Here is a 25246-nt window from a genome sequence, read left to right as displayed (position 1 = left end):
GAATCGCGGAATAATACCAAAACCGCTCAATCAGAAGAATGTTTGGTTAGTAATTACAAATTATTACAATAGTGAAATCGTTCGAATTAAGCTGAAAAACGGCTGTTTTGGACTATTTTGGGTGTCCGTTCAATTCCTGTTTAACATAAATGTGATTATTAAACTTTGGTCATTTTCGAAGATTATTTGGTATAATGAGATATGCCGAAACAATCCACTGAAGTCCCGTTTTTCCTCGTTTTTGCACTTATCTAAGGAGCCAGGCTATACTGCAAACTGTGCCAAAGCAATACATTTGTGTATGAGTTATAAGTTAGTCAATTGGTCTCAAATTGAGTTGAAATTCTGAAGGAATTGGAATACATGAAAACTTGCGATCATGTTCGCCATGGTATTACTGCGATTTATATCGTTTCGTATTGAATACAGCAAGTAGACGGTATAAAACTATTCCAAAGCGAATTACAATTCCTTTTTGAAGGCGATTGTGAATGTCCCTTGGCTAAGTTGCTCATAAATTTGATCTATTGTTAGATCACCCTTTTTGGATTTGAATAGATATGGATTCATTTCAATCATTTGTCCATCTTTAAAATAGAGCAATTGCCCCTTTCCCGTCTTAGTAGCTCTCAAATATCTATCAATCAACTCAGTGGTTACCCCCAGAGGGGCAATAACATTGACAAAATCCGTGAATTGATAAATATCTTCTTCAGCACCGAACTCAGGCACTTGTGAGGTGAGGCCGCCTAATTCCCTTAGTGTATGTCTAATCTCTTTACGAATTTCTAGCTCGTCTCTGACCTTTTCCTGAGGGAGCATGGCTCGTAGGTCTTTGAGCTGGTCGAGTAATTGCTCTGCTACAACTACGTTGTCAGCTCTGTATTTTTTCATCTGCTCCCGTCCTTCATCCGAGTATAGGAAATTTTTACAGTATTGCTGAATTGTGGAGTCTCGAAGGTTTTCGACTTCCTCGCTAAATACCTGTTTGTAAGCTGATACGGCTTTATCAAGGCCTTTGCCACCTAGTGCTGCATAGACCTGGTAAAACATGATTTGTTTGCTATCCATAAATAAAAAATGGGGTGGGCGTCATGAACCCACCCCGACCAAATACCAGATTCAATTTTGTCGGTTGATTTTTTTCATAAGCAAGTCCATGGTCATGAGACCTTTTGCTTCTCTTGCTCTTTCAACAATTGAATGCAACACCATTCTTGCATTCATTTCATCTGCTCTAAAGAGCTGATTCCAAACACTTTCATCTATTTTTTCTCCCAGTGAATTTGCTGTATTGATTAATTTTTTATCTGATTCTATCATTTATTTAGTCATGCGTTGTAGTTGATCTTGATGAATTATGTCCAAAAAATTTACATCTGGCCCTGGATTGAGATCACTATTCCTTTGTTCCTGGGTTGATCTTAGTTCTTTTCTATTATAGGCTAATGATTGAGTAAAATAACTCATTAGCCTAGGGATGATTCGACCTGATACTTTCACTTCACCGGATCTCTTGTCGATGTCAAATAATGCCTGAAGATCGATGAATTTTAGTGGCTTATAAGCTTCCAGATCATACGGTAGTTCTTCTTCTGGAGTCAATTCAATGACATCAGCCATAAGACTTTGAAGCACTAAGGCAGCAGCTTCTCCCTTCTTATATAGTTGTATTTCTTTTTCATCGCTTAATACTGTCGAATGAAGGTCTTTGAGGTATTCACTCATTTCCTCCAATTTGAATGAGCAATTCCCATCTACATCCATTTCCAAATAAGAATACTCAATTTTCACTTGGTCCCTAGTCAATAGATCGTTTAGTTCAGCAATACTATCTTGACATCTTTGATTCAGGGGTCGAATAGGGAAGGATTGTTTGTTGATCAAAACGCCTAATTCTTCGGCATGTGCTTTCCACTTTTCATTCGAATTACTCGCGGTCTCCCAGATGTAATCGAAAAATCGACTGCTATCTATAAATGTATATAGATTTAGGAAAATCCTAAGCCACTCAAAATTGAATGCAAATCCTAATTTATCATGGTAGGAGGTCTTGAGTGCTTGAAGTAATCTATTGGTACTTGATACAACGCAATTATGAACATTAATTGTCTTGTCAATCTTTTCCTGATCAATATCTATATAGAGTTTTTCCATTTTTAGTTATCTAAATTAAAATCTCTCATTTGTTCAAAGACCATATCAACGAATGGTTGTAGCCTTTTCACGAATTCGTCCTTGTAAGCATGTACTTGAGCTTGTTTGGATAGGTAATAAGCATAATCCCCTCCATGTACATTCAATTTTCCGCTTTCTTTCAATGCGATTTCTAAAGCTTTTTTGGGCTTTCTGAAGAGACTGTGTTTAGCGAATAGTTGATGTTCGAGTTTCATACTACAGTATAGGGAAATACCATATACTCGGTTATATATTCAAAAATTGATGTCGAATTTTTGAATAAATGATTGTCAGGTATTGCATCGCAAGTCAATCAAGACCAGTGGATGGTTTTTATGCGGATGCGTAAATACTTCTTTTCCATTAGTTTTTATGATCACTGATAAAAACCCATGTAGCTCTGGGTTTTCCCCACTACTGGGGAAAACTGGTTTTGGGGACAATGGGGTTTTACAAAGACAAATAAATAATAAGTGTTTACTTAATTGACCTGAAGAAGAAATCCTTTTTAAAGGAGGACATTCGTTCACTAACTGAACGGATGTTATTTCTTTTTTCTTTATTTCTATAGAGAGAAGTATCTCTATCTGTATGGTGTATTATGTGGGCAGAAATTTCCGACATATAGGGCAGAATTTTCCATTCTCATGGCCAAGTAAGGCAGAATTTTCCTAGGTCAGGAAAAATTTTCCCTTGTGCTATTTTAAGGGTAGGGCAGAAATTTCCGGTTGATAATTTTGAATTAAATCAATTTCCAGTCTCTTTTGTAATACAATTCAATCTAGGGTATGATCAGATGACCCTACCAAGATATAGGTGGTATTCATTCCCCTCCACCTTTAAGCAGATGAGGGCGTGTCTGCGGTATCGCAATTCCCAATACAATTTTATGGTTAATTCAGGTGCCAACTAATTGGATGGCTTATGTATTGATCTATTAATTTGGTTTGAAAATAAGAGGATATGGAGTGGAAGGAAAAACGCATAGAGGATAGCCTGAGTAAGAATGAAAGCTTTAAAAGCTTGTCGAATGAAAGAAAAGTAGCCTTAGGTGCCAGGTATGTAATGGTGCTACCTGAAATACTAAAAAATAAGAAACTAAGCCCTGGAGCAAAGTATCTATATGCATGGCTTTTGATGTTCAAAAGGTTTGACCCCAAGAAGAGATTATATGGGAAAGCGGTTGTGTCTAACGCTTTGTTAGAAAAAGAGCCTGGTATGTCGCATCATACCTCTGGCGCCAGAAGAGAAGAGCTCAAGCAGGCAAGTCTAATTGACTTTGATCCTTCTGGTAGTGTCGAGGGGTGTGTATATACTTTTTTGGTAGTTCCCGGAGAGCATGATTACTGCGAAAAGATTACTAAGAATTTTTTGTACTGTGCCAGTTTTAAAGCAGCTCAGAAGCAATTCATCATTTCCTTATTACCTCACATATACCGGGAGGTAGACAGGTTTCGATATTCCAACAAAGAATTAGCTGAGAAGATGGGATATTCAGAGAAGCAGGTGCGGAATCACATGAATTCCTTCAAGGAAATGGGATTATTGGTGGAATATCAAAAAAATCGTGGATTTAATCTGCTTATGGTAATGTCTGGTATGTCTGACAAAATCGATGAGCTGCTGACCGAAATAGAAGAAAAGGATAGAATAATTGAGGAACTAAAAATTGAGAATAATTATTTGCGAGATGGAAAGATAATTCCTGAGGAACTTGCTCGGTATACAATGGCAAAGGTTTGCCAACAAAACCCATTCTCATCTCGGTTAATTAAAGGCCGTGAAAAGGAGTCTTTACAAGACGTTACGGAGATAGTTTCTGACGTCTTGAAGAAGGAGTCAAATGTGGCTAATTCTTCACAGCCTAGGAGGAGTAAATCTGGATCGAGAGAGCGTTGGTTTATTAGGCAAAAGGAGGCTGAGAACCAAAGACTTCTAAGATCTTAAGTAGAATGATTCTAAATTAATTGTATTTTTCTAAGTATACATCAATTTTCGAGCGAAAATAAAATGTCATCTTTTAGCACATTCTTTTTTTGCTGATTAGGGCTTGATATACAGTTCTTTGCGAGAAATCTGAAAGTTGATGTATACTTCAAGAAACGCCATAAGAAACAGAGTATAGAGTTGATATGGTGCCAATAATCGGAATTTGTACTTGTGACTTTATCCGTTAACATTTGTTGAAATGATATCAATCGGAATGGCTAGTAGCTTACCATTCCACAAGGGATCGCCCTTCATTCCAGCCGTCAAAATGTCGGAAAAGCTACCTGGATTGGAGGGCTAATTATTAACACTTAAACATTAAAAATTATGCTTACAGTAGCAAAAGCAAACGAGGTGATTGAGAAAGATGAGATCACCAAAATTATTGAAACAACAAAGCTATTCGAAAGAATGCTAGAGGGACAGGATATTGAAGATGATGACGCTTTCGATACATCGAAAAACAACAAAACAATAGTAAGAGAAGTCCTGATTTCCATTATTGAGTCCGCTAAGTCTGGAGGGTTGCCAGATGAAATGGGATTTGAGGTGTATGGAGAAACGATCCGAGCATTGAGCCAACAGCCTGAAGAGAAGTTAAGAGTATTGATAGACACCATCAAAGGTAGTGTCTTTAACCATCCTGAAGATGAAGAAGAGCTGCTTGCAGAAATTCATATTCGAATAAATGAGGACCCTACAGAGTTATTGAATCGATTGGTTGACATCCGGATTTTACAGCCTACAATCTTTGAAAATTTAAAACATGAATTGGTAGGAAGAAATTTGATAATCTGGTTTAAACCTAATGGGCTTCGACTACATGATATTCTTCACGTTGTAACCCACCACATGATCGAGAGTACAGATGCCGCAATAGAAGGAGCATTGATTAGAAACCAAAACCAAGACTAGTATGCGATTGAAATATGTAAATAAAGATCGTTTCGATTTTCAGTATGAAGAGCCTGATATTGTTCAGGAGATTATGAATGCCTCTGATGAAGACAACGCAATACAAAAATTCATTTCAGAAGAACTAATGGCCATACCGGCATCAGGAGAATTTCAAATTGAAGTCAATAAATGTTTAGAGCTCATAAGGTTCCTTATGAAGTCAGGATACAAAAAACTAGCTCTGAAAATGTTGATCGAAAATATGAAGACCGACTTGAAGGTATTTGAACAAAGAATAGCAGATGCGGTTGAAGAAGAAGATGAAACCGAGCTAAACAAAAACCTTGATAAGTATCCAATACATCAAGAATTGATCAGGTCTGCCATAATGCTCTATCGTTCACTTTAGGATAAACGTTTAGGTAATAAAGCCTGGCACTATGCCAGGCATTTTCAATTATGCATGTAGAATTTAGACAAAATGGAAAGGTGATAGAAACTTTCCAAAGGAGAGGGGCTGACCTTCAAGCTGGTATGGATATGAGTGAATTGAAGTCTGCTCTTGTGGAACAAGTAAAGGCTGGTTTTGAAAAGATGGTTGTAGGACATAAAGAGGTTCTTACATTTCAGGATGTGCTGATGTATACCGGCTTATCTGAGAGTAAACTATACAAGTTAACTAGTCTTGGAGAGATACCATACTTTAAGCCGACAGGGGGGAAGCTCTTCTTTAGAAGGGATGAGTTAATAGACTGGCTTCTTACTACCCGGACTGACAATCGGGTAGAACGGGAGTCTGAAAAGATCCTGGCGAGAATAAGAAAACCTTGAGTGAGAGCTCAAGTTTTTTTATGACTATTCAAGTAAATAGAACTATTAAAAAACCACTGATTGAGTTTTGCTGCAGCTGCAGTAAAACTCTTTCAGAAAGTTGAGATTCAATTGGGATTCGAATAATTAGTCTTGATGCATTAAATGACTCACGACCCATTTTTTAACAGTACTGTTAAAAACCACAAGTTGGGTTTGTTCAGTCTGGATAAACGAGATATTAGGAAGATAAGTGAATTAAGGTTGAATAGTGATTGGTTAGTTGTATTCCGTTTAAACATGAATGGAGTAATTGAGATATTCAAGATTATAGTAAGCTCGTTTTTTTGCCCTCAAGAGTTTGCATAAGGTAATATTGTTATATTCGTACAAGCAATTTGAGAGAAGTTGAAATTTGGTCTTTACCCATAAAACTTCTAATCTATGCCTATACCAACACATGACACTCACTGTGTATCCAAAGCATATCGGACAAATTGCCCCGATTGTTCAAGGTCCGTTTGGTTCTTTTCTTGCAATTGTGGAAGCAAAGTATTCTTTGATCAGCTTGGAATACCCTGGCCCCAACACAGCTGTAGAGAACGTAATTTACGTGAATTACTAGAAACCTTGAGGGAGGTTGAAAGGTTAAATGATCAAGAGATATATCAGAGGATAGACGAGATAATTGCAAGAAATGAAGTTGAAATTCCAGATGAAATTTCTGATATATTGGATAATTATCTTGGAGGCAGAAAAGGAAAACTAACCATAATTGAAGTAACGGATCTGGATAAATTGACTGATATTGATGGTCAGGTAATTGAGTTTAACAGAGTCGTTAGCTTTAAGTCACGGCTTAAGCTTGATATGGGAAATGCTATCGTGGTAGCAATGGCCGGAGAACTATTGAAGCATGAGTTTGGTGAATTAATAATTCGGTCTAATCCAAATAGAAAAAATGAAGTATTCCAATATTCGGTGCTGGTTAAAAAATCTTATTTGAAAACAAACCCTATTAAAAAAGGAGATTTCTTATTGGCTGCGATAAAGGAGGTTTCAAACAAACTAGGAAATTTTTGGGAGATTGATGCTCATAAGATTTACTGATTATGAATTACGAAATTTAAATTTAAGTCATGAATTCAAATCAGAGTATCTTAGATTCAATACAATTAGAGGTGCTTCATGTTTTACGCTTCTATAAGGCTCTTATTAGGTTGCCAAGAATATTTCAACGAGCGATTAAGGCAGGACATGATGGGGTTCATATTATGACAGGAGGTGAAACGCCTGATTTCTTTATTTACGCCAAATGTCTTGAAAATGATTTGATTGTTAGGATAAGTAAGTTGATGGATCGAAGTAAAAAATCTGCTTCAATTCACACTTATATGAATTTGAATAAATCGAGTTTGCCTAATGACTGCTTTATAAGATATCAGAGTTTCCTGGATACACATAGTAAATTAATTTCACGTCGAATGGAATTTTTAGCACATCTCAAACAGGGAAATAAAGATAATTTCGACCCTGATACAACTCTTTATGAACCAATAAAGGATATGGTAGAACTGGTTGATTATATCAGCCAAGAAAGACAAAACTATTCCTGGAAAGATAATATGTTAAGTGAGGACTTAAGAGAGCAATTAGGGGTTTAAGTAACAAGTGGCAAGAACCCTTCTATAAGATCATTTTCATATAATTTCACCCATTTTCGCTGTGAGTTTGTTGGGAATTTTCATAACTATCAGATAATCAGTATATAAAAAAGTTCTGTATCGGGAAGTGATTACATCATTTTTGGAAGCTTAGATATATGTTCGGAGGCCATCCTTGCAATAGGATCATCGTCTTAGTATCTTAGCGGCAAGACAATTCTAGAATCAACCTGTAGCCTAAGCAAAGTTGAATATTAAGAGAAAAGGTTGAGGTTAATTTATGCTGTATTTAGTCTTCTGTTATGTCATATATGTGGCGCAACGCAGATAGACACCCTTCAGATCAATTACATTGGGCAAGAACAAGGTCTTAGACAGCTCAATGTTCAGAAGATAGTTCAAGATGACTTGGATTACCTGTGGTTCTCTACCGAAGATGGCCTTCATCGTTTCAACGGTTTACAGCTTAAAGTTTTTACCAGCAACCCCCTTGACAGTTTAAGTATTCCTGACGATCACAATAGAGGCCTTTTGATTGTAGATGATACGCTTTGGGTCGCCTCCAATTCAAAAGGAATTTTTGCTTTGGAACTGAAAACGGAACAATTCATCACACCTTTTGAAGAACTCTCGAACGCTATTTCCTATCAGGTGTTTTTATTGGGAGATACTCATCTGTTGTTTTCTTTGTCTGACAGGTTCTATGTACTTGATAGGAAATCAAGAGCGCTGACTCAAGTCGAATTACCTAGAGATAAGTCAGAAAATTATGTAAAGGATGTTGTGTCAATTGGTGAAAGTAATTATCTGTTGGCGACTTTGAATTCAGGTCTATTAACATTTAATCTTGAGGAACACAAGATCACAAACAAGATCGAATTAGGAGACTTTTCTCACAATGCATTGGCAGTCAGCAATGAGAAGCTGCTTATAGGTACAGACAGAGGATTCTATTCATTAAACCTTAAAGATCTATCCCAAAAGATTAAGTTAAGTGATCAACTGATTAACTGTATTTATACTCAAAACACGAATACATTGCTTCTGGGAACAAAAGATGGTTTGAGTACTTATGATTTGGACAAAAGTTTGTACACGCAACAAGTTTTTAAGGATCAATCGGGTCGTGTTTATTACCCAGTGGAGATAGAAGCAATCTATGGTGATGGTCAAGGCAATCTATGGTTTGGTACTGCGGGAGAAGGGCTGCATCATTACAACGAGTTTCAAAAAAAATTCAAGACAATTAGTCTAAGTATTCCAGAGTATTCAAAAGACACTAAGCTCAGTACGTTTCAATTATTGCCAGGGAACGACTCGGTAGTGTGGTTGGGTACTTCATACAATGTGTTGAAATACAATCATTTGAGTGGAGAATTTAAACATTATACCGAGTTTTCTGAATCCCTTATTTACACATTGAAAAGAGATTTTAATCAAGATATCTGGTGCGGAGGGTTTGATGGAACGGGCTTATTGAAATACAATAGGGGTTCTGACCAGTTTGAACGAGTAGCTTTCAAGAATGGGAAAAACAATAAGACAGTAATTGAAATCCAACCACTCTCAAAGAGTCGCTTATTATTCGCTTCCTGGTCCAGCGGAATTTTCATATATGATATGGAAAAGCAAACGGTTGAAGAATTTCTTGTGGATGGGAAACAATTAAATAGGGCAAGAATATCTTATGTGGACAGTAAAGAAAATTTATGGCTAGGCTCAGATCAAGGTGCTTTTATGATTGAGCAAATGGGAGAACGTGCCGTACATCATTTTGCATCAGAGGGTTTAGATTCTATGATAATTGCCAGTGATAGGGTATTTGCAATAAATGAAGATTCTAAAGGTAATATCTGGCTAGGAACAAGCACAGGACTCACGAGAATATCTCCTGATTCTTATCGTACCAAAAGATATTATGCACAAGAAGGCTTTCCTAATGATTTTGTCTATGGTGTGCTAATTGATGAAATGGACCATATCTGGTTGAGTACCAACCAGGGGATTTCAAAATTGAATCCTGATTCAGAGGTTTTTCTATCATACTCTAAAAAAGATGGTCTCCAGAATGATGAATTCAATGGTAAAGCGGCCAATCAAGATACTTATGGAAACTTCTATTTTGGAGGAGTAGGCGGTGTCAATATTTTTAACCCCAGTCGTATAAATGCGAACCCGTATCAACCAAAAGTGCATTTGGAGGCTGTAGAGGTTTTTAATCAACCTGTTGATGTTAATGGCCTTTATGCAGACAATTATGTTTTTAAGAGTGAGGAGAAGGTGCTTACCTTTCAGTACGCGGCTACTAATTTTTTGAATCCAAAAAAGGTGAATTATAGTTTCTATATGGAAGGCTTTGATAAGGATTGGCGGCCAGCCACTAAGAGCCAAAGTATTACATATACCAACTTACCACCTGGGGAATACAAATTTAGAATAAAGGCGACTAATGATAACGGCACCTGGGGGAACAACGAACGTGTTGTTGAAATAGTGATCGTTCCACCATGGTATGCCACTTGGTGGTTTAGAATTACTGCTGTGTTGTTCCTAGGACTGTTAATTACGCTTTTTGTGCTGTATAAGTACTACAGCTTGAAAAAGAATAAGGCCATGCTTGAGAAGTTGGTGAGGGAAAGAACCAATGAATTGAGTGATGCACTGGCAACCTCAAACTCACAAAAAGATAGTATTAAGTTTTTGATGAGGGAATTGAAGCATAGAGTTAAAAACAACTTGCAGATTATTTCAAGTTTATTGAGTCTTCAGGCTGTACAGATGAGAGATGATCAAGCTGTAGAAAGCCTCAATGCTGCGAAAAATAGAATCTCAAATATCTCTTATTTGGAGAATATGATGGATTCCGAAAAAGAGCATATACAGGTGGATGTCTTTACCAAAGGGATATGTGAAAATGTAATTCGTTTGATATCCGCAGATGAAACTCAAACTTTTAGAGTAGACTATGATTTGAAGCCCGCCAAGGTTGCTAATTTCAATATCACTATTTATGGGTTGATTATCAATGAGTTGCTGACCAACACAAGTAAGTATGCATTTGACGAATGGCACGAGAATAACATCTTAAGTATACGCTGTGAAGTGAAAGGAGACTGGCTTGAATTGGTAATTGCTGACAATGGAGTAGGATATGATCTTACGAATGTAAAGGACACTTCTCTAGGATTAGACTTGGTCAAAGATATGGTCAGTCAATTGAATGGGATTATAAACATAGAGAATAAGGAAGGAATACGAAACACAATTAGAATACCAGTTGAAAATGAGTGAACTAAAAATATTACTGATAGAGGATGAAGCGATTATAGCGAAGGATATCAAGGTTACTCTGGAAGCTAAGGAGTACGCGGATGTTGATATCGCTTTAAATGTTGAAACAGCTAGGGAAAGGTTCAGTGTCAACAACTATGATTTGATCATCTCTGATATTAATCTTAATGCAAGTATAGATGGGGTTGAATTGGTGAAAGAGCTTTGCGAGATTAGAAAGATTCCGGTAGTTTATTTGTCGGCTTATGCGGATGAAAACACGATTAAAAAAGCCGAAACTTCGTCACCCTACGCTTATTTATTGAAGCCGTTCAATACAAATCAATTGAAGCTAACTATCAATCTGGCCATTCTCAATTCAAGTAAAGAGCATGCAGCTGTGCAGTTCAATAAGAAAAATGTTGATCTTTTGAAATCCTTGACCAAAAGAGAACAAGAGATATTGTTCGTGTTGGCTTCAGGTAAACCAAGCAAAGAGGCTGGTGACATGCTACATATAGCAACGTCTACCGTTGAAAAACATAAGCAAAACATCAAAGAAAAATTGAACCTCCATACAATAGGAGAACTGGTAAATTTTGCTTTATCCACTAAAACGGTAAGCTTAGATTAAATCAATCACTGCTTCTTCGAAAATTAATCCCTTGAATGATTACCGCTATAGCATAGGCAAATAAAAGATAGCCCAGGTAGTTCTGTGAAATCTCGAAAAACTGACAGTCGCAGATGGATGATATTGGACTGGTTTTTCGGATGAAAGCGGAGAAACTAAATTCTAATGCCTTGGTGAAAGATAGTTCAGTAACCTGATTGATGGTGCCAAAGTAGACGACGCCAAATAAAAATATACTGGTCACCGGACTAGCCACACCCCATAGCACCAAACCGGGTAGTCTGATGTACTTACTGCTAGAAGCCTTCGCCATGTTGAGCAACATCCAAATGATGACGAAAACGGCCAGTACAAATGAAATCCAAATAACTAGATGGATGTAGAAGAATTCCGGATAAATCTGACTAATAAAAATGATGGCCAGTGGAACCGAAATACCGATACCCAAATTGAGAATGGTGTATTTCTGAAGGAGTTCTTTTTGGTGAGTGTTTGGCAATTCGTGTTTTTGAGATTTATTGAATTTTCAGCGTTTTTCTAAGATAAGAAAATATCTGATCACAAAGTATGAATATTAGCTTCAGGGTAGTTTTACTTGATTTGGTTGTCATATTTTTGCAGCTCAAGAGCATATCATGGAAAAATTCAAACTAAGACCAGACGAAGATTACATTGAGCTGAACAACCTACTCAAAACTTTCGGATGGGTAGCTACAGGTGGTGAAGCGAAGATTCGAATCGATAACGGTGAAGTCACCGTAAACGGAGAAGTGGAAACTCGTCGTAGAAAGAAGATGAAAGTAGGGGATGTGGTTAGGTTTGAAGGAAAAAAAGGACAAGTAGAATAATGGAAGTAAATACACCTATAGGGAGATTGAGATTGTTGGCAGTACTGGAAGGAATCAGCTACTTGCTTTTTGCTGTTACCATGCCGCTCAAGTATATGCTGGATATTCGCGAGCCTAACTTTTATGTGGGTATGGCGCATGGTTGGCTATTCATTCTTTATGGAATATTCTGTCTTCAGAACATTTATATCCACAAATGGGGAATGAGAACCTCGGCTATAGCCTTGATAGCTTCTTTGGTTCCTTTTGGAACATTCTATGCGGATGCGAAAATTTTTAAAAGCGTACAAAAGGTAGACTAAACTACAAGTCTAATCTACCTCGCTTCACTAATCCGTATTTTCTTTAAACCTTTCTAAGTGCTGCGCCAGGGTATTGTCTCCAATACATAGGTTTAGTATCCTCAATCACCTCTACACAACCTGTGTATCTTCCAGGAATAGGTAAATAATTGAAGTTGTTTTTTGCCACGATTTCCGAAGATAAATAGGCCCAAACAGAAAGTTGCTTGATCATAACATACGCTGGTCGGGTTTCGAATGATTCATTGGTTTCTTTGTTGGTGAAGGTGTAGATAGGCTTTTCTTCAATGTTTTGTTCTTCATTCAATAGGTATGATTCCCTTTCATTCGGTTTCATAGATGCAAAGTCTACTTCATTGTATTTATCGAGCGCTTCAAGGAAAACCTGCTGTTCCTGGTTGTTATAGAAGTCGGTCACAATTCTGTCGATAAATGGTCCCACTTGGGCATCCTTTGCGCCAGGAGATTTATCGGTATGTGGTAAAATCACCTCTGCAATTTCTTCTAACAATTTTATCTGATCGTTAGTTAATAGCCCTAGTTGATCTTCTGAAAAAGTGCATCCATTCAATAGAAAAGCATCCGCGCCAATCACGGTACCACCTACAATCAGGCCTACTGATTTTAGTATCTCTCGTCTGTTCATAGGTTTCCTTTTTTTAGTTCATCGATAGCATAGTTGGCAGCCCTGGCCGTAATGGCCATGTAGGTCAACGAGGGGTTTTGGCAAGCTGAGGAAGTCATGCAGGCACCATCCGACACGAATACATTTTTAGCATTATGGACTTGATTGTATTTGTTGAGAATCGAATCTTTTGGACTATGTCCCATTCGGGCAGTACCCATCTCGTGAATACCTAAGCCTACATTCCATTCGGGATCTATGCCCGTGCTGATGTCTTTGCAGCCAAAGGCTTTCATCATTTCGGCTGCATTATTGAGCGAATCTTCAAGCATAGCATCTTCATTTTGTTTGAACTCTGCATCAACTTCAACCAAAGGCACACCCCAGTCGTCTGTTTGGTTACCGTTTAGTGTGATTCTATTTTCTGCATAGGGTAGTTGTTCGCCCATAGGCCCCATGCTCATACCCCAAGAACCAAATTCTGTGAGTTTGTCCTTGAATGCTACACCAAATTTTGGGTCTTCTGCTTTAAGGTTACCAGCGCCTCTTCCAGCTCTGAGCTGATAGGCATAACCTCTCAAGAAATCCTCTTGTCTGTCGTTTTTATAATTTCTAAATCTTGGCATGTACAAACCCGTAGGTCGGTGACCATTAAAGTAGCTGCCTTCATAGCCTTCTATTCTGCCGCGAGCATACCCTCTGAAATCGTGATCCATCAGATAGCGACCCAATACATCATTTTCATTACCCAATCCTTCCTGGTAGGTATTAGACTTCGAATTGAGCATAATGGCTGTAGTATTGACCGTACCCGCATTTAAGAAGATGACACGACTGAAGTATTCTATCGCCTCTTTGGTGTTGGCATCTATTACGCGTACGCCGATAGCCTTTCCTTTGTCATCGTCATAGATGATAGAATGAACCACCGAGTGTGGACGCAACGTCATATAGCCTGTTTTCTTCGCAGCGGGAAGCGTAGAGCTATTGGCACTGTAATACCCGCCAAAAGGACAGCCTCTGGCACAGCGGTTTCGAGACATGCAAGGGCCTCTTTCGTTGTGCCTTTGGGTAATATTGGCAGATCGCCCAATAACCACGTTTCTACTTGGGTAAACTCCTTCGATCGTTTTTTTAATATCCTTTTCTACACAATTCATCTCGAAAGGAGGAAGGAACTCGCCATCGGGAATTTGATTCAGGCCATCTCTATTACCACTGATGCCAATAAACTTCTCCACATAGCTGTACCAAGGGGCTAAATCTGCATAGCGAATGGGCCAGTCGATCCCGTGTCCGTCTTTCGCATTAGCCTCAAAATCAAGGTCACTCCAGCGTTGTACTTGTCTGGCCCACATCAGCGATTTGCCACCCACCTGATAGCCTCTGATCCAATCAAAGGGTTTGATCTGAATGTAAGGGTGCTCGTTGTCTTTCACGAAGTGATGCTCGTGTTCTTTGGTAAAGGCATAACACTTGCCGACTACCGGGTTGTCTGCAATCACCTGAGGATCCATGGCCATGCCGTGTGGATCCGTCCAGGGTTCCATGGTTGCCGTAGGGTAGTCGCCATGTTCGATGTTGCGACCTCGTTCCAATACCAATGTATTAAATCCCTTTTCGGTAAATTCTTTAGCAGCCCAGCCACCACTCATGCCCGAACCTACCACGATCGCATCAAAGTGATTGGCTTTGTTTGAATTGATGTTGAAAGCACTGCTGTCTTGTTGGATCTTGCTCATTTTCTATTGGGTTAATGGACTTACAAGGAAGCGATGGTTTTTTCTAATAGTGCTTTAGTGGCTTTGATACCTTCGTATTCACTTAACTTTTCTCCTTCATATTCCACCCCGATGTATCCTTTAAATCCTGCACTTTTCACAATTTTCAGCATTTTGGCAAAGTCAGAATGAATTTCATTACCATTCTCATCGAAGTCATGAGACTTGGCACTAACACCCTTGGCAAATGGCATGATGTCCTTCATGCCTTGATAACGATCGTAGTCTTCAAGGCAATTCCAATTCTCGTCTCTCGTGATACAGAAGTTGCCGAAGTCGGGTAGGGTGCCGCAGTTGTTCATGTCTACCGAGGAAATCACCTTGTTCAGCCACTGTCCATTCGAAGAATATCCACCGTGATTTTCCACTATTACATTGATGTCAAGGTCTTTAGCGAATGTGGACAAGCTTCTCAGGCCTTCAATAGCATTTTGTTGTACTTCTTCCGCTGAGCCTTCACCAGCAGCGTTTACTCGTATAGAGTGACAATCCAACTCCTTAGCCGCTTCTATCCACTTATAGTGATTTTCTACGGCCTGGTTTCTTTTGGCTTCATCGCTATCACCTAGGTGACCTTCACCGTCCACCATGATCAATAAGTTCTTTACGCCATTGTCTGCGGCTATTTGTTTCATTTGGTTGATGTAGCCACTGTCTTTGGCTTTATCCTTGAAGAATTGGCTGACGTATTCAACAGCAGAAATACCAAAATCGTTTTTCGCCACTTTGGCAAAATCCAGATTGTCCATTTCTCCGGCGAACAGTTTCTTGTGCAAAGACCATTGCGCCAGAGATATTTTAAAGTCAGAGGTTTTTATGGTGTTTGAACATGCGTTGAGGAGGGGTGAGGAAGCAACGGCCAGACTGCCCGTGAGCAATCCTGATTGCTTGATGAAGTTTCTTCTGCTTGTTTTCATTTTTGTATCGTGTTAGTTCAAGGAATTGATCCAATTAGCAATTTCTAATAATTCATTCTTATCAAGGTGGGGTAATGCTATCATTGGTGCAGGGTATTCGGGCCAATTCTCCGGTTCTGGTTTATAGATCAGTTCCACTATGCGCTCGTTGCTATAGTTTCTTTTGGCAATCTCCGTATAGGAAGGCCCGACCAATTTTTCTTTTTCCTTATGACAAGCAAAGCAGGTGTTTTTCTCCAGCAGCTGCTTGATTTTGAATTTATTGGCCACCGGCATGTTAGAAGAGTCTTGTTCTCCCTTTTTATTCGTTCCACAGCTTAAGATGGCTACACTTAAAAGGAAGCACACGGTCCATGATAATGTTTTCATTTATTAGTAGATAAAGTAGTATCACCAAGTGTATAAAATCTATCAGCTGATATGTGACAAGACATTTTCACACTTAAAACTTTACCTAAAGTATAGCATAGGAACATATGACTTGTTTAAAATCATTCAATGAATGAAATTGTACATTTCCACCCATTCGCGGACTTGTTCAGCTACCTATTAGAGTAAACTGCAGCTATAATGGAAACAGATGCCGCAATGAATGCTGCAATTAAGCTACTTTCACCTTGTTCCTTACCCGAAACTCCTGCGGCGAACATTTCTCCTGCTTCTTAAACACGGTAGAAAAGTACTGACTGGTAGCAAACCCGCAAGTGTAAGCGATTTGTGTGGCGCTCTGCTCTGGGTGATCGAGTAAAAGTTTTTTAGACCAATCAATGCGCTTCTTAGTGAGCAGTTGCATAGGGGTGAGGTTGGTCAGCTGCTTGCAGTGATGGGTGAAGCGCGTAGCGCCTAACCCAGAGGATGCCGCCATTTCTTCAATGGTCCAAGGGTGAGACAGGTTGTTCGACAGTTCATCGATAAACTGCTTGGCCGAACGCATGCTGTCGGTGAGCGATTCATTCAAAACCATCTTGCCTTTGTCGAACATATCCAGCAAATGAATCAAAAGCTCATTGATGTGTATTCTTAGTTTTGAAGAAGAAGAACCATTCACATCCTGATGAATGGTCTGGTTGATTTGTTTGAAACATGCCTTAATTTCTGGTGTAGCTTTCCACACTGGCTGCTCATTTTGTCTGAGTAAGAGATTCAGTCTATTCAAATCATCATCAGATAACACAATCCATTCTGGCCAGCTCCACTGCTGGTGTGGTCTTCGAACTCCCACATCGATAATCACCCAATAAAATTTACCAATGCCTACATGAGGATTACCTACTTTGTGTTGTTGCCAGGGGCGGGTGATCGTAAAGTCGCCCGGAAACAATTCAGTTTCTGTATTTTCTACTGCATAAGGCATGTGACCAGATTCTAAAAAATGAAATTCTACGCCTTCGTTTCGATGCCAATCGAGTCCCCAGTCTTGCACCTCGTGTGCACTCCAGTATCCGATCGTATTTAGCCCTTTGGTGTCCTCTGTCAGTCGGTCGCCGGGATAGGTGTGTCTGGCTAAGGCCTTAAACTCTACTTTTTCTCTTTGTACCGCATCTACTAGGGGCAGACACGTGTCTGCATGATAAACCGACCCATTTTCTTCCCTGAAGGGTACAATGCTTTGTTTAATATTATTCATTGAAATATTTTAAACAGTTAAGAATTCGATAAAAGCTATTTTGCTTTAGTTAATCCAATTTTGGGAAGTGTGGGTAAATGGATTGATCAAATTTATACAAAAATTTAATTATACGATTTTGATGAAAAAATCAACTCAAGTCCAGCTGTCAGTGATGATGTTTCTGGAGTTTTTTATCTGGGGCGGATGGTTTGTCACGTTGGGTACGTTCCTAGGCAATAATCTGAATGCTACTGGTGCAGAAACGGGTATGGCTTACTCTACGCAGTCTTGGGGAGCTATTATAGCCCCATTTATTATTGGACTAATTGCCGATCGTTTTTTCAATGCAGAGCGAATCTTAGGTGTCTTACATATAGCCGGGGCTATTCTGATGTTTCAGATGTCTCAGGCCTCTGATTTTGGCGCTTTCTATCCTTATCTGTTGGGATACATGATCATGTACATGCCTACTCTGGCGTTGGTCAATTCCGTGTCCTTCAATCAAATGTCTGATCCAGCCAGGGAGTTTTCGTTGATTCGCGTCTGGGGAACTGTTGGGTGGATTGTAGCAGGTCTGGCCATTAGCTTTGTATTTGGGTGGGACTCAAGTGCAGGAACTCAAAAGGGCTTGCTGCAAAATACTTTTCTGATGACTGCCTTTGCTTCCGGAATTCTGGGGTTGTTCAGTTTCAGCTTGCCTAAGACCCCTCCAAAAACCAATGAAATCGAACAGGTTTCACTGTCGGGTATTCTTGGACTAGACGCTCTCAAATTATTGAAGGATAGAAATTTTCTCATCTTCTTTCTCTCCTCTGTTTTGATCTGTATTCCATTGGCATTTTATTATCAAAATGCCAATCCTTTTTTGGCGGAGATTGGGGTAGCCAACCCAACAGGAAAAATGACGATTGGACAAGCATCAGAGGTATTGTTTATGTTGTTGCTTCCTTTGTTCTTTAAGCGATTTGGATTCAAGAAAACCATTTTGGTGGGCATGCTGGCCTGGGCCGTGCGATACGTATTGTTTGCATTTGGTAATGCTGATGAGTTGACCTTTATGTTGATCTTGGGTATAGCGCTGCACGGCATTTGTTATGATTTCTTTTTTGTCTCCGGACAAATTTATACAGACACCAAGGCAGGAGAACAGCATAAAAGTGCGGCACAAGGATTAATCACATTGGCCACCTATGGTGTGGGTATGTTGATTGGTTTTTGGATGGCAGGTAAGATATCGGATAGCTATATAAACGCAGAAGGTCTTCATGACTGGAAAGAGATTTGGTTTTATCCGGCAGGTTTTGCGGCCGTAATTCTGGTTGTATTTATACTGAGTTTCAAAAATGAGAAAGTAGCATACAAAGCTTCATAAAGAATGAAAAGAGGTAGAATAAAATGGGGTATGTTAGGCGGTGGTCAAGGTGCTTTTATAGGTATCGCACATCGTATCGCTGCATACATGGGTGAGCGATATGAACTCGTAGGTGGAGCTTTTGATGTTGATTATGAACAGGGGAAGGCTTTCGCCAATGAACTGGAACTTGATATCAGCCGGGTTTACCCAGATGTAGCTACTTTGATCAGTGAGGAAAATAAATTGCCATCGTCTGAGCGAATGGAGGTGGTGTCGATCGTGACGCCAAACTTCCTGCATTACCCCATGGCCAAAAGTCTCTTGCAGGGCGGATTTCATGTGATTTGTGAAAAACCTATGACCATGACTGCTGCTGAAGCTAACGAATTACAAGGTATTGTAAATCAGTCAGGTAAGAAATTTTGTTTGACGCATACCTACACTGGTTATCCGATGGTGAGGCAAATGAAAACCATGATAGCCAATAGAGAACTGGGTGAGATCCAAAGAGTAGATGTGCAGTACTATCAAGGTTGGATCAATCCATTTATTCATGAAAAGGAGAAGAGAAAAGAAGTGTGGAGATTGGACCCTGAAAAGTCTGGGATATCCTGTTGTATTGGAGATATTGGTCTACATGCCTTCAATCTGGCCGAATATACTACCGGTCTTCAGGTCGATCGTTTACTCTCGGACCTTAATTATCTGTATGAGGATAATACATTGGATGTAGACGGAACCATTTTGGTTCGCATGGGCAAAGCCAAAGGCGTGATTAGGTCTAGTCAGATCGCCACAGGTGAAGAGAATAATCTGACCATCCAGGTTTATGGAAAAGAAGGAGGGTTGAAATGGTGTCAGGAGAATCCAACCGAGCTAGTATTATTGAAAGAGGGCAACCCGATTCAAACACTCAAACCCGGCAATCCTTACAATGCGCAACTAACAATGGAAAGCACAAAAATGGCTCCAGGACACCCCGAAGGAATATTTGATGCGATGGGCAATATCTACAAAGGCATGGCTAAAGCTGTTAGGGAGGAGCAGACCATGGAAGGAGAATACCCAACTGTATTGGATGGAGTCCGGGGGATGCGGTTTATAGAGCAGGTAGTACAATCTAATAGAGACGGCAACGTCTGGAAAACATTATAAGATGAAAACGATAAAAGGGCCAGCCATATTTCTAGTGCAGTTTCTCGGAGATCAAGCGCCTTTCAACAATCTCAAGAATATTTGTGAATGGGTCGCAGGATTGGGCTATAAAGCTGTGCAGCTTCCGGCTTGGGACAAACGTGTGATAGACATAGAAAAGGCGGCAGCAAGCAAAGACTACTGTGATGAAATCAAAGGAATAGTGAATGAAGCAGGGTTAGAAATATCTGAATTGTCCACGCATCTTTTGGGACAACTGGTGGCTTCCCATCCCGCTTATGATATCATGTTCGATGCTTTTGCACCAGCTGAACTGTTCAATAACCCTATAGCCAGATCTGAATGGGCAGTAAGACAAATGAAAGCATCAGCTAAAGCTACTCATCATATGGGATTAAATGTAATGGGTTCGTTTTCGGGGTCTTTACTGTTTCATACGATGTATCCCTGGCCACAGCGACCTAAAGGATTGGTGGAAGCCGGGTTTAAGGAGCTGGCGCAGAGATGGCTTCCTATTTTAGATTATTGCAAAGACTTGTGTGTAGAAGTATGCTACGAACTGCATCCCGGCGAAGATCTGCACGATGGTGTGACTTTCGAGCGATTTTTGGATGTGACTAACCATCATGCTAGTGCGAAAATATTATATGACCCCAGTCACTTTGTATTGCAGCAGATGGATTACCTGCAATTCATAGACCTCTATCATGAGCATATTCGCATGTTTCATGTCAAGGATGCTGAGTTTCGTCCTAACGGCAAATCAGGGGTCTATGGCGGGTATCAGGACTGGATCGATCGGCCAGGAAGATTCCGGTCGTTGGGTGATGGTCAGATAGATTTCAAACAGATATTTAGCAAACTAAGCCAATACGACTACGACGGCTGGGCAGTGTTGGAGTGGGAGTGTTGCATCAAGTCACCTGAGCAGGGAGCCAAAGAAGGAGCTCCTTTCATTTCTGATCATATCATTGAGGTGACTGAAAAAGCTTTTGACGACTTCGCTGGTGCTAAGGTTGATCATGACCAACTAAATAAGATTTTAGGATTGAAAAAGTAACGTTTTGTTCGATCTGTAATCAATATGACTAGCTTTGCGCCTTTATTTTGGTTCTTGATAATACATGAAGGCAACTCATTTCTACTTAATAGAAGTTCAGTATCTCGGCTTTAGATACCATGGCTGGCAACGTCAACCTGGTGTGAAGACTGTGCAGGAAATGATCGAACGCACACTCAAATACATTTTGGCTGACAAGCCATTTAAAATATTAGGTGCAAGTCGTACAGATGCTATGGTATCTGCTACTCAGGCGGCTTTCGAGTTGTTTCTAGAACAGCCTGAAGATGAGCAGCAATTGCTGGCTGATTTTAATGAAAACTTGCCGGCGGATATTCGAGCCATTAGCATAGAAGCTGTTGATCAGCAGTTTAATGTGATCCAGCATGCCAAAGAGAAGGAGTATTTGTATCTATTCTCGTTTGGAAGAAAGAATCATCCTTTTGCCGCACCCTACATTACCTACATCCGTGAAGATTTGGACATAGAACTCATGAAGAAAGGGGCGCTGCTCTTTCAAGGTACGCACAACTTTCAGGAGTATTGTTACAAACCGAAAGATGGGACGCAATTTGAACGTGAGATCATTTGTAGTGAGATTGTCGAAAATGACATTTGGACGGCTAATTTCTTTCCTGATCGGAGCTTTGTGTATCGTGTGAAAGGCATGGGTTTTATGCGCAATCAAATTCGTCTGTTTATGGGTAGACTTTTTAGATTGGGTAAGCATGAAATTACCCTGAGCGAGATAGAGGAGTCCCTTAATAATCCATCAGATTCTCCCGATTATTTCATTGCTCCAGCCTCAGGACTGATGTTGCACCAAATGAAGTTCAAAAAATAGGATTTGATAACTAGCGAATATTTCGTATTATTGACCGCCTCAGGCATATAATTAACTGAATTTAATGAGTCTAGAACAATTAATAAACGAGCGAAACGAAGCCATTTTGAAAGTAGATGAGTACGGTTTGCTCTGTATGACTACGGCCTATGTGCCGCCTGAAGGTGAAGAAGAACCAAGTTCGGAATTGTTGTATACGTCCAAGCAAGCCTATATGTGGGTGCCGATCTTGTCGTACATCGTAGAAAATGTAGAGATTTCCGAAGAGGACATGAAGATCTTTTTGGAGATGTCTTTGGACTCATTGACTACTCATCATCGTACAAGATGGAGCAATAGAGCTGAAGCACTTGAGGGTATGTTAGAGATGCTCAATTCCATGTTGTTTTATACCACTCGTAAAAAACTCGAAGACCCCATTTTTGAGTACGCTTCCTTGTTTGGTGGTTCTATTGAAGATATTCTGGAAAGACTAGAAGGACTCGGGTTAGTCGAAGAACATTATGTCGAACCTATGGGAGGTAAGCAGGTAGCTATGATGGGCTTCGTACCGTTTGGTTATACCAAGAGGACGAGGTTAGGAGAAGAGCTGTATGCTAAGCTTAACAGCCTGATGTTGTTTTATGCCCAAAAGAATCTGGTAGAAGATTCAGACTTCAAAATCCATTATCGCTTCTATCGCGCCTGGGAAATCTTCAAAAGCATTGTGATGAAGATGGACAAACCACTAGAGAAGAAGTAAAGAAAAGCAGTGTAATTAGTAACGCTTTAGTTATTGATTTATCAATACCCCCTGATGAGTTTTTAGTATTCACTAATAAAGTAATAGAGACCTTGAAGTGCATGTTCAAGATCTCTAGATAACCTGACGTTATTCTTTCATTAACTTATGATAAGTGGATCGGCCAGTTTGTTCAATGATTATGATGTATAACCCTGGGTTGAGATCCGAAACATCAACTTTTAGTTCAGAGTGTTTCTTTATGTAGTTGCTGTTGAATGCCCGTTGATAGACCAACCGACCCGAGTTGTCAATAATCTGAAGCTTAATAGGGCCATCAGAATGTGAACTTATAACTAACTCATTATGGGCCGGGTTAGGGTAGAGTAAGGTTTTGGATTCGGCAAAAGATTTTGACTCATCCGGATTTGATAGAGTTCTGGAAGTTGAACCTACCACTGGGACAAAGGACCAATGGCTAGAGTAAGCGCCTTCGAATATGGCACTTCGCTCGGCAAAACCAACTAGGTTTTCGATGTTGATATAATCAGTGCCTTGCCATCTGTTTCTAATTCTAATGTATCCTTGAAAATCCTCTAATATCCAATGTGCACTCCAATAATTATTGGGTATGCTGGTGCATTCCACGGTGCTCCATAGGTTTTGAATATTCATATAATCTCCAGTGTCCACATTTTGAATGATAGTATGGCCATCTATTTCTATCAGCTGCCATTGGTACAAAGTGTTGGTATTTGAACTGCCGTATCCTACATTACTGCCAGCATCATATAAATATGTACCTTGCCATCTATCTATGATGTAGTATGAGTCATTCAATTCATTAACCGCAAGGTCAATATGATAATTATTAGTGCATCCATTGTTGTCGACCACGTTGACGACATAACTGCCGGATTGAGAAGAACTCAGATTTTGAAACAGGGTTTCTCTTTGGTTCGAAGAAAATCCATTGGATCCAGTCCAATTCCAACTTGCCGAATTTGGTGATTCAGGTGAAAACAGGACAGTATCTCCTACATTCACAGATAAGCTGCTTTGATTGTACTGCCATGACCCGCCGTTTATTTGGTTCTTAAAAGTAATGCTCGGCGGAGTACATGTGCCAAGGTCGTATATGATCTGTTCGGCTTTTTGAATGGATACGTTAGCGTTTTGTCCTATAAATGCTGAAATGGCATCTTCTAATATTGCATAGTACACTACAGAATCCCGGGTCAACGATTCTATCATGGAGGCTGCTTCATAGATCTTTGTAGAGGCATGAAAGAGGGCAGTATCCACAGACGTGGTGTTGCCCTTAAACTGCGCTATGTTGGTCGCGGTTTGTTCGACGTATTTAAATCCATCAACTACACTGGGTTCTATCTCTGTACCTTCATTCCAATCATTCCAAGTTTCTATAATTATCCAATCTAGGTCTGTGCTATTGGCATGGGCCAAATTCCAGGTGTCGTTGTAGGTGTTGCCACCTCTTCTATCGATCCACCGATTTTGCCCCCAACTCGCTTGTCTATCGTCGAAACCAGGCCAAACCGCCCCAGTCCTGAAGTTTATTTCTTGCCTGCTTTTAAGGGTTTGATAGTACCAATTCAAATATCCACCACCCCATTCTAAGCCGTCGTAAGTATAGCCCTGTACCCAAGGGTAATAGGAGTCTATGACGCCAGAACCGATATTGAAATCAATTTCATTTCTCAACAAGATGGGTGTTTGAATAGTGAAAACATTAGATACAGCGTTGCGATAATCATTGGAAGATAAGTATCCGGCATAGTTCCATATAAAGATGACTGGCTGTCCACCTTTGTAGATGTAATGATTTGTATGGGGTAAAACTTCGTCCCTTAGTACTTGTAATTCCAGCTCTGCCGACTGCTGGGTTCTGTCTTGGTCATCATAACTCACTCCGATTTCATAATCGAAATTAGGGTTGATGTCAATGATTCGTTGTAGTGACGGAAAGACTGATTTGAAACTGTTCTCGTCATATTGGGTCCTCACATTAATTACCATCCCATCTATGCCACAGGCCGAGGATAGCAAAATGTGGTACAAGTGAGTAGCCCATGACTGAGAATTGTAATGGCCAATCAACGGTTCTTGTGCGGTGCCATGACTCCAATGATTGCCGTTAGCCCCTGGGCCAAACCAAGCCATATAATGAATGTATACCTTAGGTTCATTGACCTGAGCAAGGTTGGTTGACACCCATAAGGTGTTTAATAAAATGACACATAGGAGTATCTTTAGTAGTTTGTTTATTTTCATAATGCATGCTTTTTGTTTTCATAATAAAGTAGGGAAGGTGGGATAAATGTTGAGGATGAAATTTTACCTGGTAGGTTGAACTATGGAAAATTTAGTGAGCTATATATCTTGCCAGTCAATTTTCGTTACATCCTCTTGTAGATGACTCTATCGAATAAAGATTCACCACTTAATCAACAATAATAAAAAGCAAGCATGCTATGTATTGATGTTTTAACGCCTATTACTGATATTATGATGAAACGAACTCATGACGGACTTTTCTCCTGAACTTTTGGGTTGGGCTTAGGAACTAT

26 protein-coding genes are annotated in these 25246 nt (G+C 39.7%); 15 read left to right on the top strand and 11 right to left on the bottom strand.

Annotated features, from left to right (window positions below):
• Positions 1–462: 462 nt before the first annotated feature.
• Genes ACO6S2_RS13600 through ACO6S2_RS13585 form a run of 4 tightly spaced genes read right to left on the bottom strand, consistent with a single transcriptional unit; the run spans position 463 to position 2393 of the window.
• Positions 463–1071 carry a hypothetical protein gene (locus tag ACO6S2_RS13600; protein ID WP_422359107.1) on the bottom strand — a complete coding sequence of 203 codons (609 nt, stop codon included), beginning with the start codon at positions 1069–1071 and terminating at the stop codon, positions 463–465.
• Positions 1072–1122: 51 nt separating this feature from the next.
• Positions 1123–1323: a hypothetical protein gene (locus tag ACO6S2_RS13595; RefSeq protein WP_422359106.1), complete on the bottom strand. Its 201-nt coding sequence runs from the start codon at positions 1321–1323 to the stop codon at positions 1123–1125.
• Positions 1324–2157 (bottom strand): hypothetical protein, encoded by an 834-nt coding sequence (locus ACO6S2_RS13590; RefSeq protein ID WP_422359105.1) that lies wholly within the window; start codon positions 2155–2157, stop codon positions 1324–1326.
• 2 nt (positions 2158–2159) lie between these two features.
• Positions 2160–2393, bottom strand: a complete 234-nt coding sequence (locus ACO6S2_RS13585) for a hypothetical protein (protein ID WP_422359104.1) — start codon at positions 2391–2393, stop codon at positions 2160–2162.
• 748 nt (positions 2394–3141) lie between these two features.
• Here ACO6S2_RS13585 and ACO6S2_RS13580 point away from each other — a divergent pair.
• The 8 genes from ACO6S2_RS13580 (at position 3142) to ACO6S2_RS13545 (ending at position 11442) form a co-directional block, all read left to right on the top strand.
• A complete protein-coding gene (locus ACO6S2_RS13580) occupies positions 3142–4125 on the top strand; it encodes a hypothetical protein (RefSeq protein ID WP_422359103.1) in 984 nt (327 codons plus the stop codon).
• A gap of 369 nt (positions 4126–4494) precedes the next feature.
• Entirely contained in the window at positions 4495–5082 is a 588-nt protein-coding gene (locus tag ACO6S2_RS13575) for a hypothetical protein (protein WP_422359102.1), read from the top strand.
• Between the two features lies 1 nt (position 5083).
• Complete coding sequence (locus tag ACO6S2_RS13570; RefSeq protein ID WP_422359101.1) at positions 5084–5473, top strand: hypothetical protein; 390 nt, start codon at positions 5084–5086, stop codon at positions 5471–5473.
• A 50-nt stretch (positions 5474–5523) separates the two neighbouring features.
• Positions 5524–5895: a helix-turn-helix transcriptional regulator gene (locus tag ACO6S2_RS13565; protein WP_422359100.1), complete on the top strand. Its 372-nt coding sequence runs from the start codon at positions 5524–5526 to the stop codon at positions 5893–5895.
• 423 nt (positions 5896–6318) lie between these two features.
• Positions 6319–6984 (top strand): hypothetical protein, encoded by a 666-nt coding sequence (locus ACO6S2_RS13560; protein ID WP_422359099.1) that lies wholly within the window; start codon positions 6319–6321, stop codon positions 6982–6984.
• A 29-nt stretch (positions 6985–7013) separates the two neighbouring features.
• On the top strand, positions 7014–7538 hold the full coding sequence (locus ACO6S2_RS13555; protein WP_422359098.1) for a hypothetical protein: 525 nt from the start codon (positions 7014–7016) through the stop codon (positions 7536–7538).
• Positions 7539–7805: 267 nt separating this feature from the next.
• Positions 7806–10829, top strand: coding sequence for a ligand-binding sensor domain-containing protein (locus tag ACO6S2_RS13550; protein WP_422359097.1), 3024 nt, complete (start codon positions 7806–7808; stop codon positions 10827–10829).
• Positions 10822–11442, top strand: a complete 621-nt coding sequence (locus tag ACO6S2_RS13545; protein ID WP_422359096.1) for a response regulator — start codon at positions 10822–10824, stop codon at positions 11440–11442. The genes ACO6S2_RS13550 and ACO6S2_RS13545 overlap by 8 nt, the downstream gene beginning before the upstream one ends.
• A 1-nt stretch (position 11443) precedes the next feature.
• Here the strand turns inward: ACO6S2_RS13545 and ACO6S2_RS13540 are convergent, their stop codons facing one another.
• Entirely contained in the window at positions 11444–11941 is a 498-nt protein-coding gene (locus tag ACO6S2_RS13540; protein WP_422359095.1) for a hypothetical protein, read from the bottom strand.
• A gap of 136 nt (positions 11942–12077) precedes the next feature.
• Between ACO6S2_RS13540 and ACO6S2_RS13535 the strand changes: the two genes are divergently transcribed.
• Together ACO6S2_RS13535 and ACO6S2_RS13530 are read left to right on the top strand one after the other, a co-directional pair.
• Positions 12078–12290 carry an RNA-binding S4 domain-containing protein gene (locus ACO6S2_RS13535; RefSeq protein ID WP_422359094.1) on the top strand — a complete coding sequence of 71 codons (213 nt, stop codon included), beginning with the start codon at positions 12078–12080 and terminating at the stop codon, positions 12288–12290.
• Entirely contained in the window at positions 12290–12592 is a 303-nt protein-coding gene (locus ACO6S2_RS13530) for a DUF3817 domain-containing protein (protein WP_422359093.1), read from the top strand. The genes ACO6S2_RS13535 and ACO6S2_RS13530 overlap by 1 nt, the downstream gene beginning before the upstream one ends.
• Before the next feature lie 43 nt (positions 12593–12635).
• Here ACO6S2_RS13530 and ACO6S2_RS13525 read toward each other — a convergent pair whose 3' ends face one another.
• From ACO6S2_RS13525 to ACO6S2_RS13505, 5 genes are all read right to left on the bottom strand, one after another.
• Positions 12636–13238 carry a gluconate 2-dehydrogenase subunit 3 family protein gene (locus tag ACO6S2_RS13525; protein ID WP_422359092.1) on the bottom strand — a complete coding sequence of 201 codons (603 nt, stop codon included), beginning with the start codon at positions 13236–13238 and terminating at the stop codon, positions 12636–12638.
• On the bottom strand, positions 13235–14959 hold the full coding sequence (locus ACO6S2_RS13520; protein ID WP_422359091.1) for a GMC oxidoreductase: 1725 nt from the start codon (positions 14957–14959) through the stop codon (positions 13235–13237). Before ACO6S2_RS13520 ends, ACO6S2_RS13525 begins: the two co-directional genes overlap by 4 nt.
• A gap of 20 nt (positions 14960–14979) precedes the next feature.
• Complete coding sequence (locus ACO6S2_RS13515; protein ID WP_422359090.1) at positions 14980–15915, bottom strand: sugar phosphate isomerase/epimerase family protein; 936 nt, start codon at positions 15913–15915, stop codon at positions 14980–14982.
• Positions 15916–15927: 12 nt separating this feature from the next.
• Entirely contained in the window at positions 15928–16284 is a 357-nt protein-coding gene (locus ACO6S2_RS13510) for a c-type cytochrome (RefSeq protein ID WP_422359089.1), read from the bottom strand.
• Between the two features lie 232 nt (positions 16285–16516).
• A complete protein-coding gene (locus ACO6S2_RS13505) occupies positions 16517–17542 on the bottom strand; it encodes a helix-turn-helix domain-containing protein (protein ID WP_422359088.1) in 1026 nt (341 codons plus the stop codon).
• A 121-nt stretch (positions 17543–17663) separates the two neighbouring features.
• On the opposite strand from ACO6S2_RS13505, the gene ACO6S2_RS13500 reads away from it, so the two are divergent.
• The 5 genes from ACO6S2_RS13500 (at position 17664) to ACO6S2_RS13480 (ending at position 22679) form a co-directional block, all read left to right on the top strand.
• On the top strand, positions 17664–18896 hold the full coding sequence (locus tag ACO6S2_RS13500) for a nucleoside permease (RefSeq protein WP_422359087.1): 1233 nt from the start codon (positions 17664–17666) through the stop codon (positions 18894–18896).
• A 3-nt stretch (positions 18897–18899) separates the two neighbouring features.
• A complete protein-coding gene (locus ACO6S2_RS13495; protein WP_422359086.1) occupies positions 18900–20033 on the top strand; it encodes a Gfo/Idh/MocA family protein in 1134 nt (377 codons plus the stop codon).
• A gap of 1 nt (position 20034) precedes the next feature.
• Entirely contained in the window at positions 20035–21093 is a 1059-nt protein-coding gene (locus ACO6S2_RS13490; protein WP_422359085.1) for a sugar phosphate isomerase/epimerase family protein, read from the top strand.
• A gap of 64 nt (positions 21094–21157) precedes the next feature.
• Positions 21158–21937: a tRNA pseudouridine synthase A gene (locus ACO6S2_RS13485; RefSeq protein WP_422359084.1), complete on the top strand. Its 780-nt coding sequence runs from the start codon at positions 21158–21160 to the stop codon at positions 21935–21937.
• 64 nt (positions 21938–22001) lie between these two features.
• Positions 22002–22679, top strand: a complete 678-nt coding sequence (locus tag ACO6S2_RS13480) for a hypothetical protein (RefSeq protein ID WP_422359083.1) — start codon at positions 22002–22004, stop codon at positions 22677–22679.
• Positions 22680–22808: 129 nt separating this feature from the next.
• On the opposite strand, the gene ACO6S2_RS13475 is transcribed toward ACO6S2_RS13480, so the two are convergent.
• Entirely contained in the window at positions 22809–24950 is a 2142-nt protein-coding gene (locus tag ACO6S2_RS13475; RefSeq protein WP_422359082.1) for a T9SS type A sorting domain-containing protein, read from the bottom strand.
• Positions 24951–25246 lie beyond the last annotated feature (296 nt).

The sequence above is a fragment of the Reichenbachiella sp. genome, from assembly GCF_965233835.1.
Lineage (GTDB): Bacteria > Bacteroidota > Bacteroidia > Cytophagales > Cyclobacteriaceae > Reichenbachiella.
This window is presented reverse-complemented; position numbering and strand designations above follow the sequence as displayed.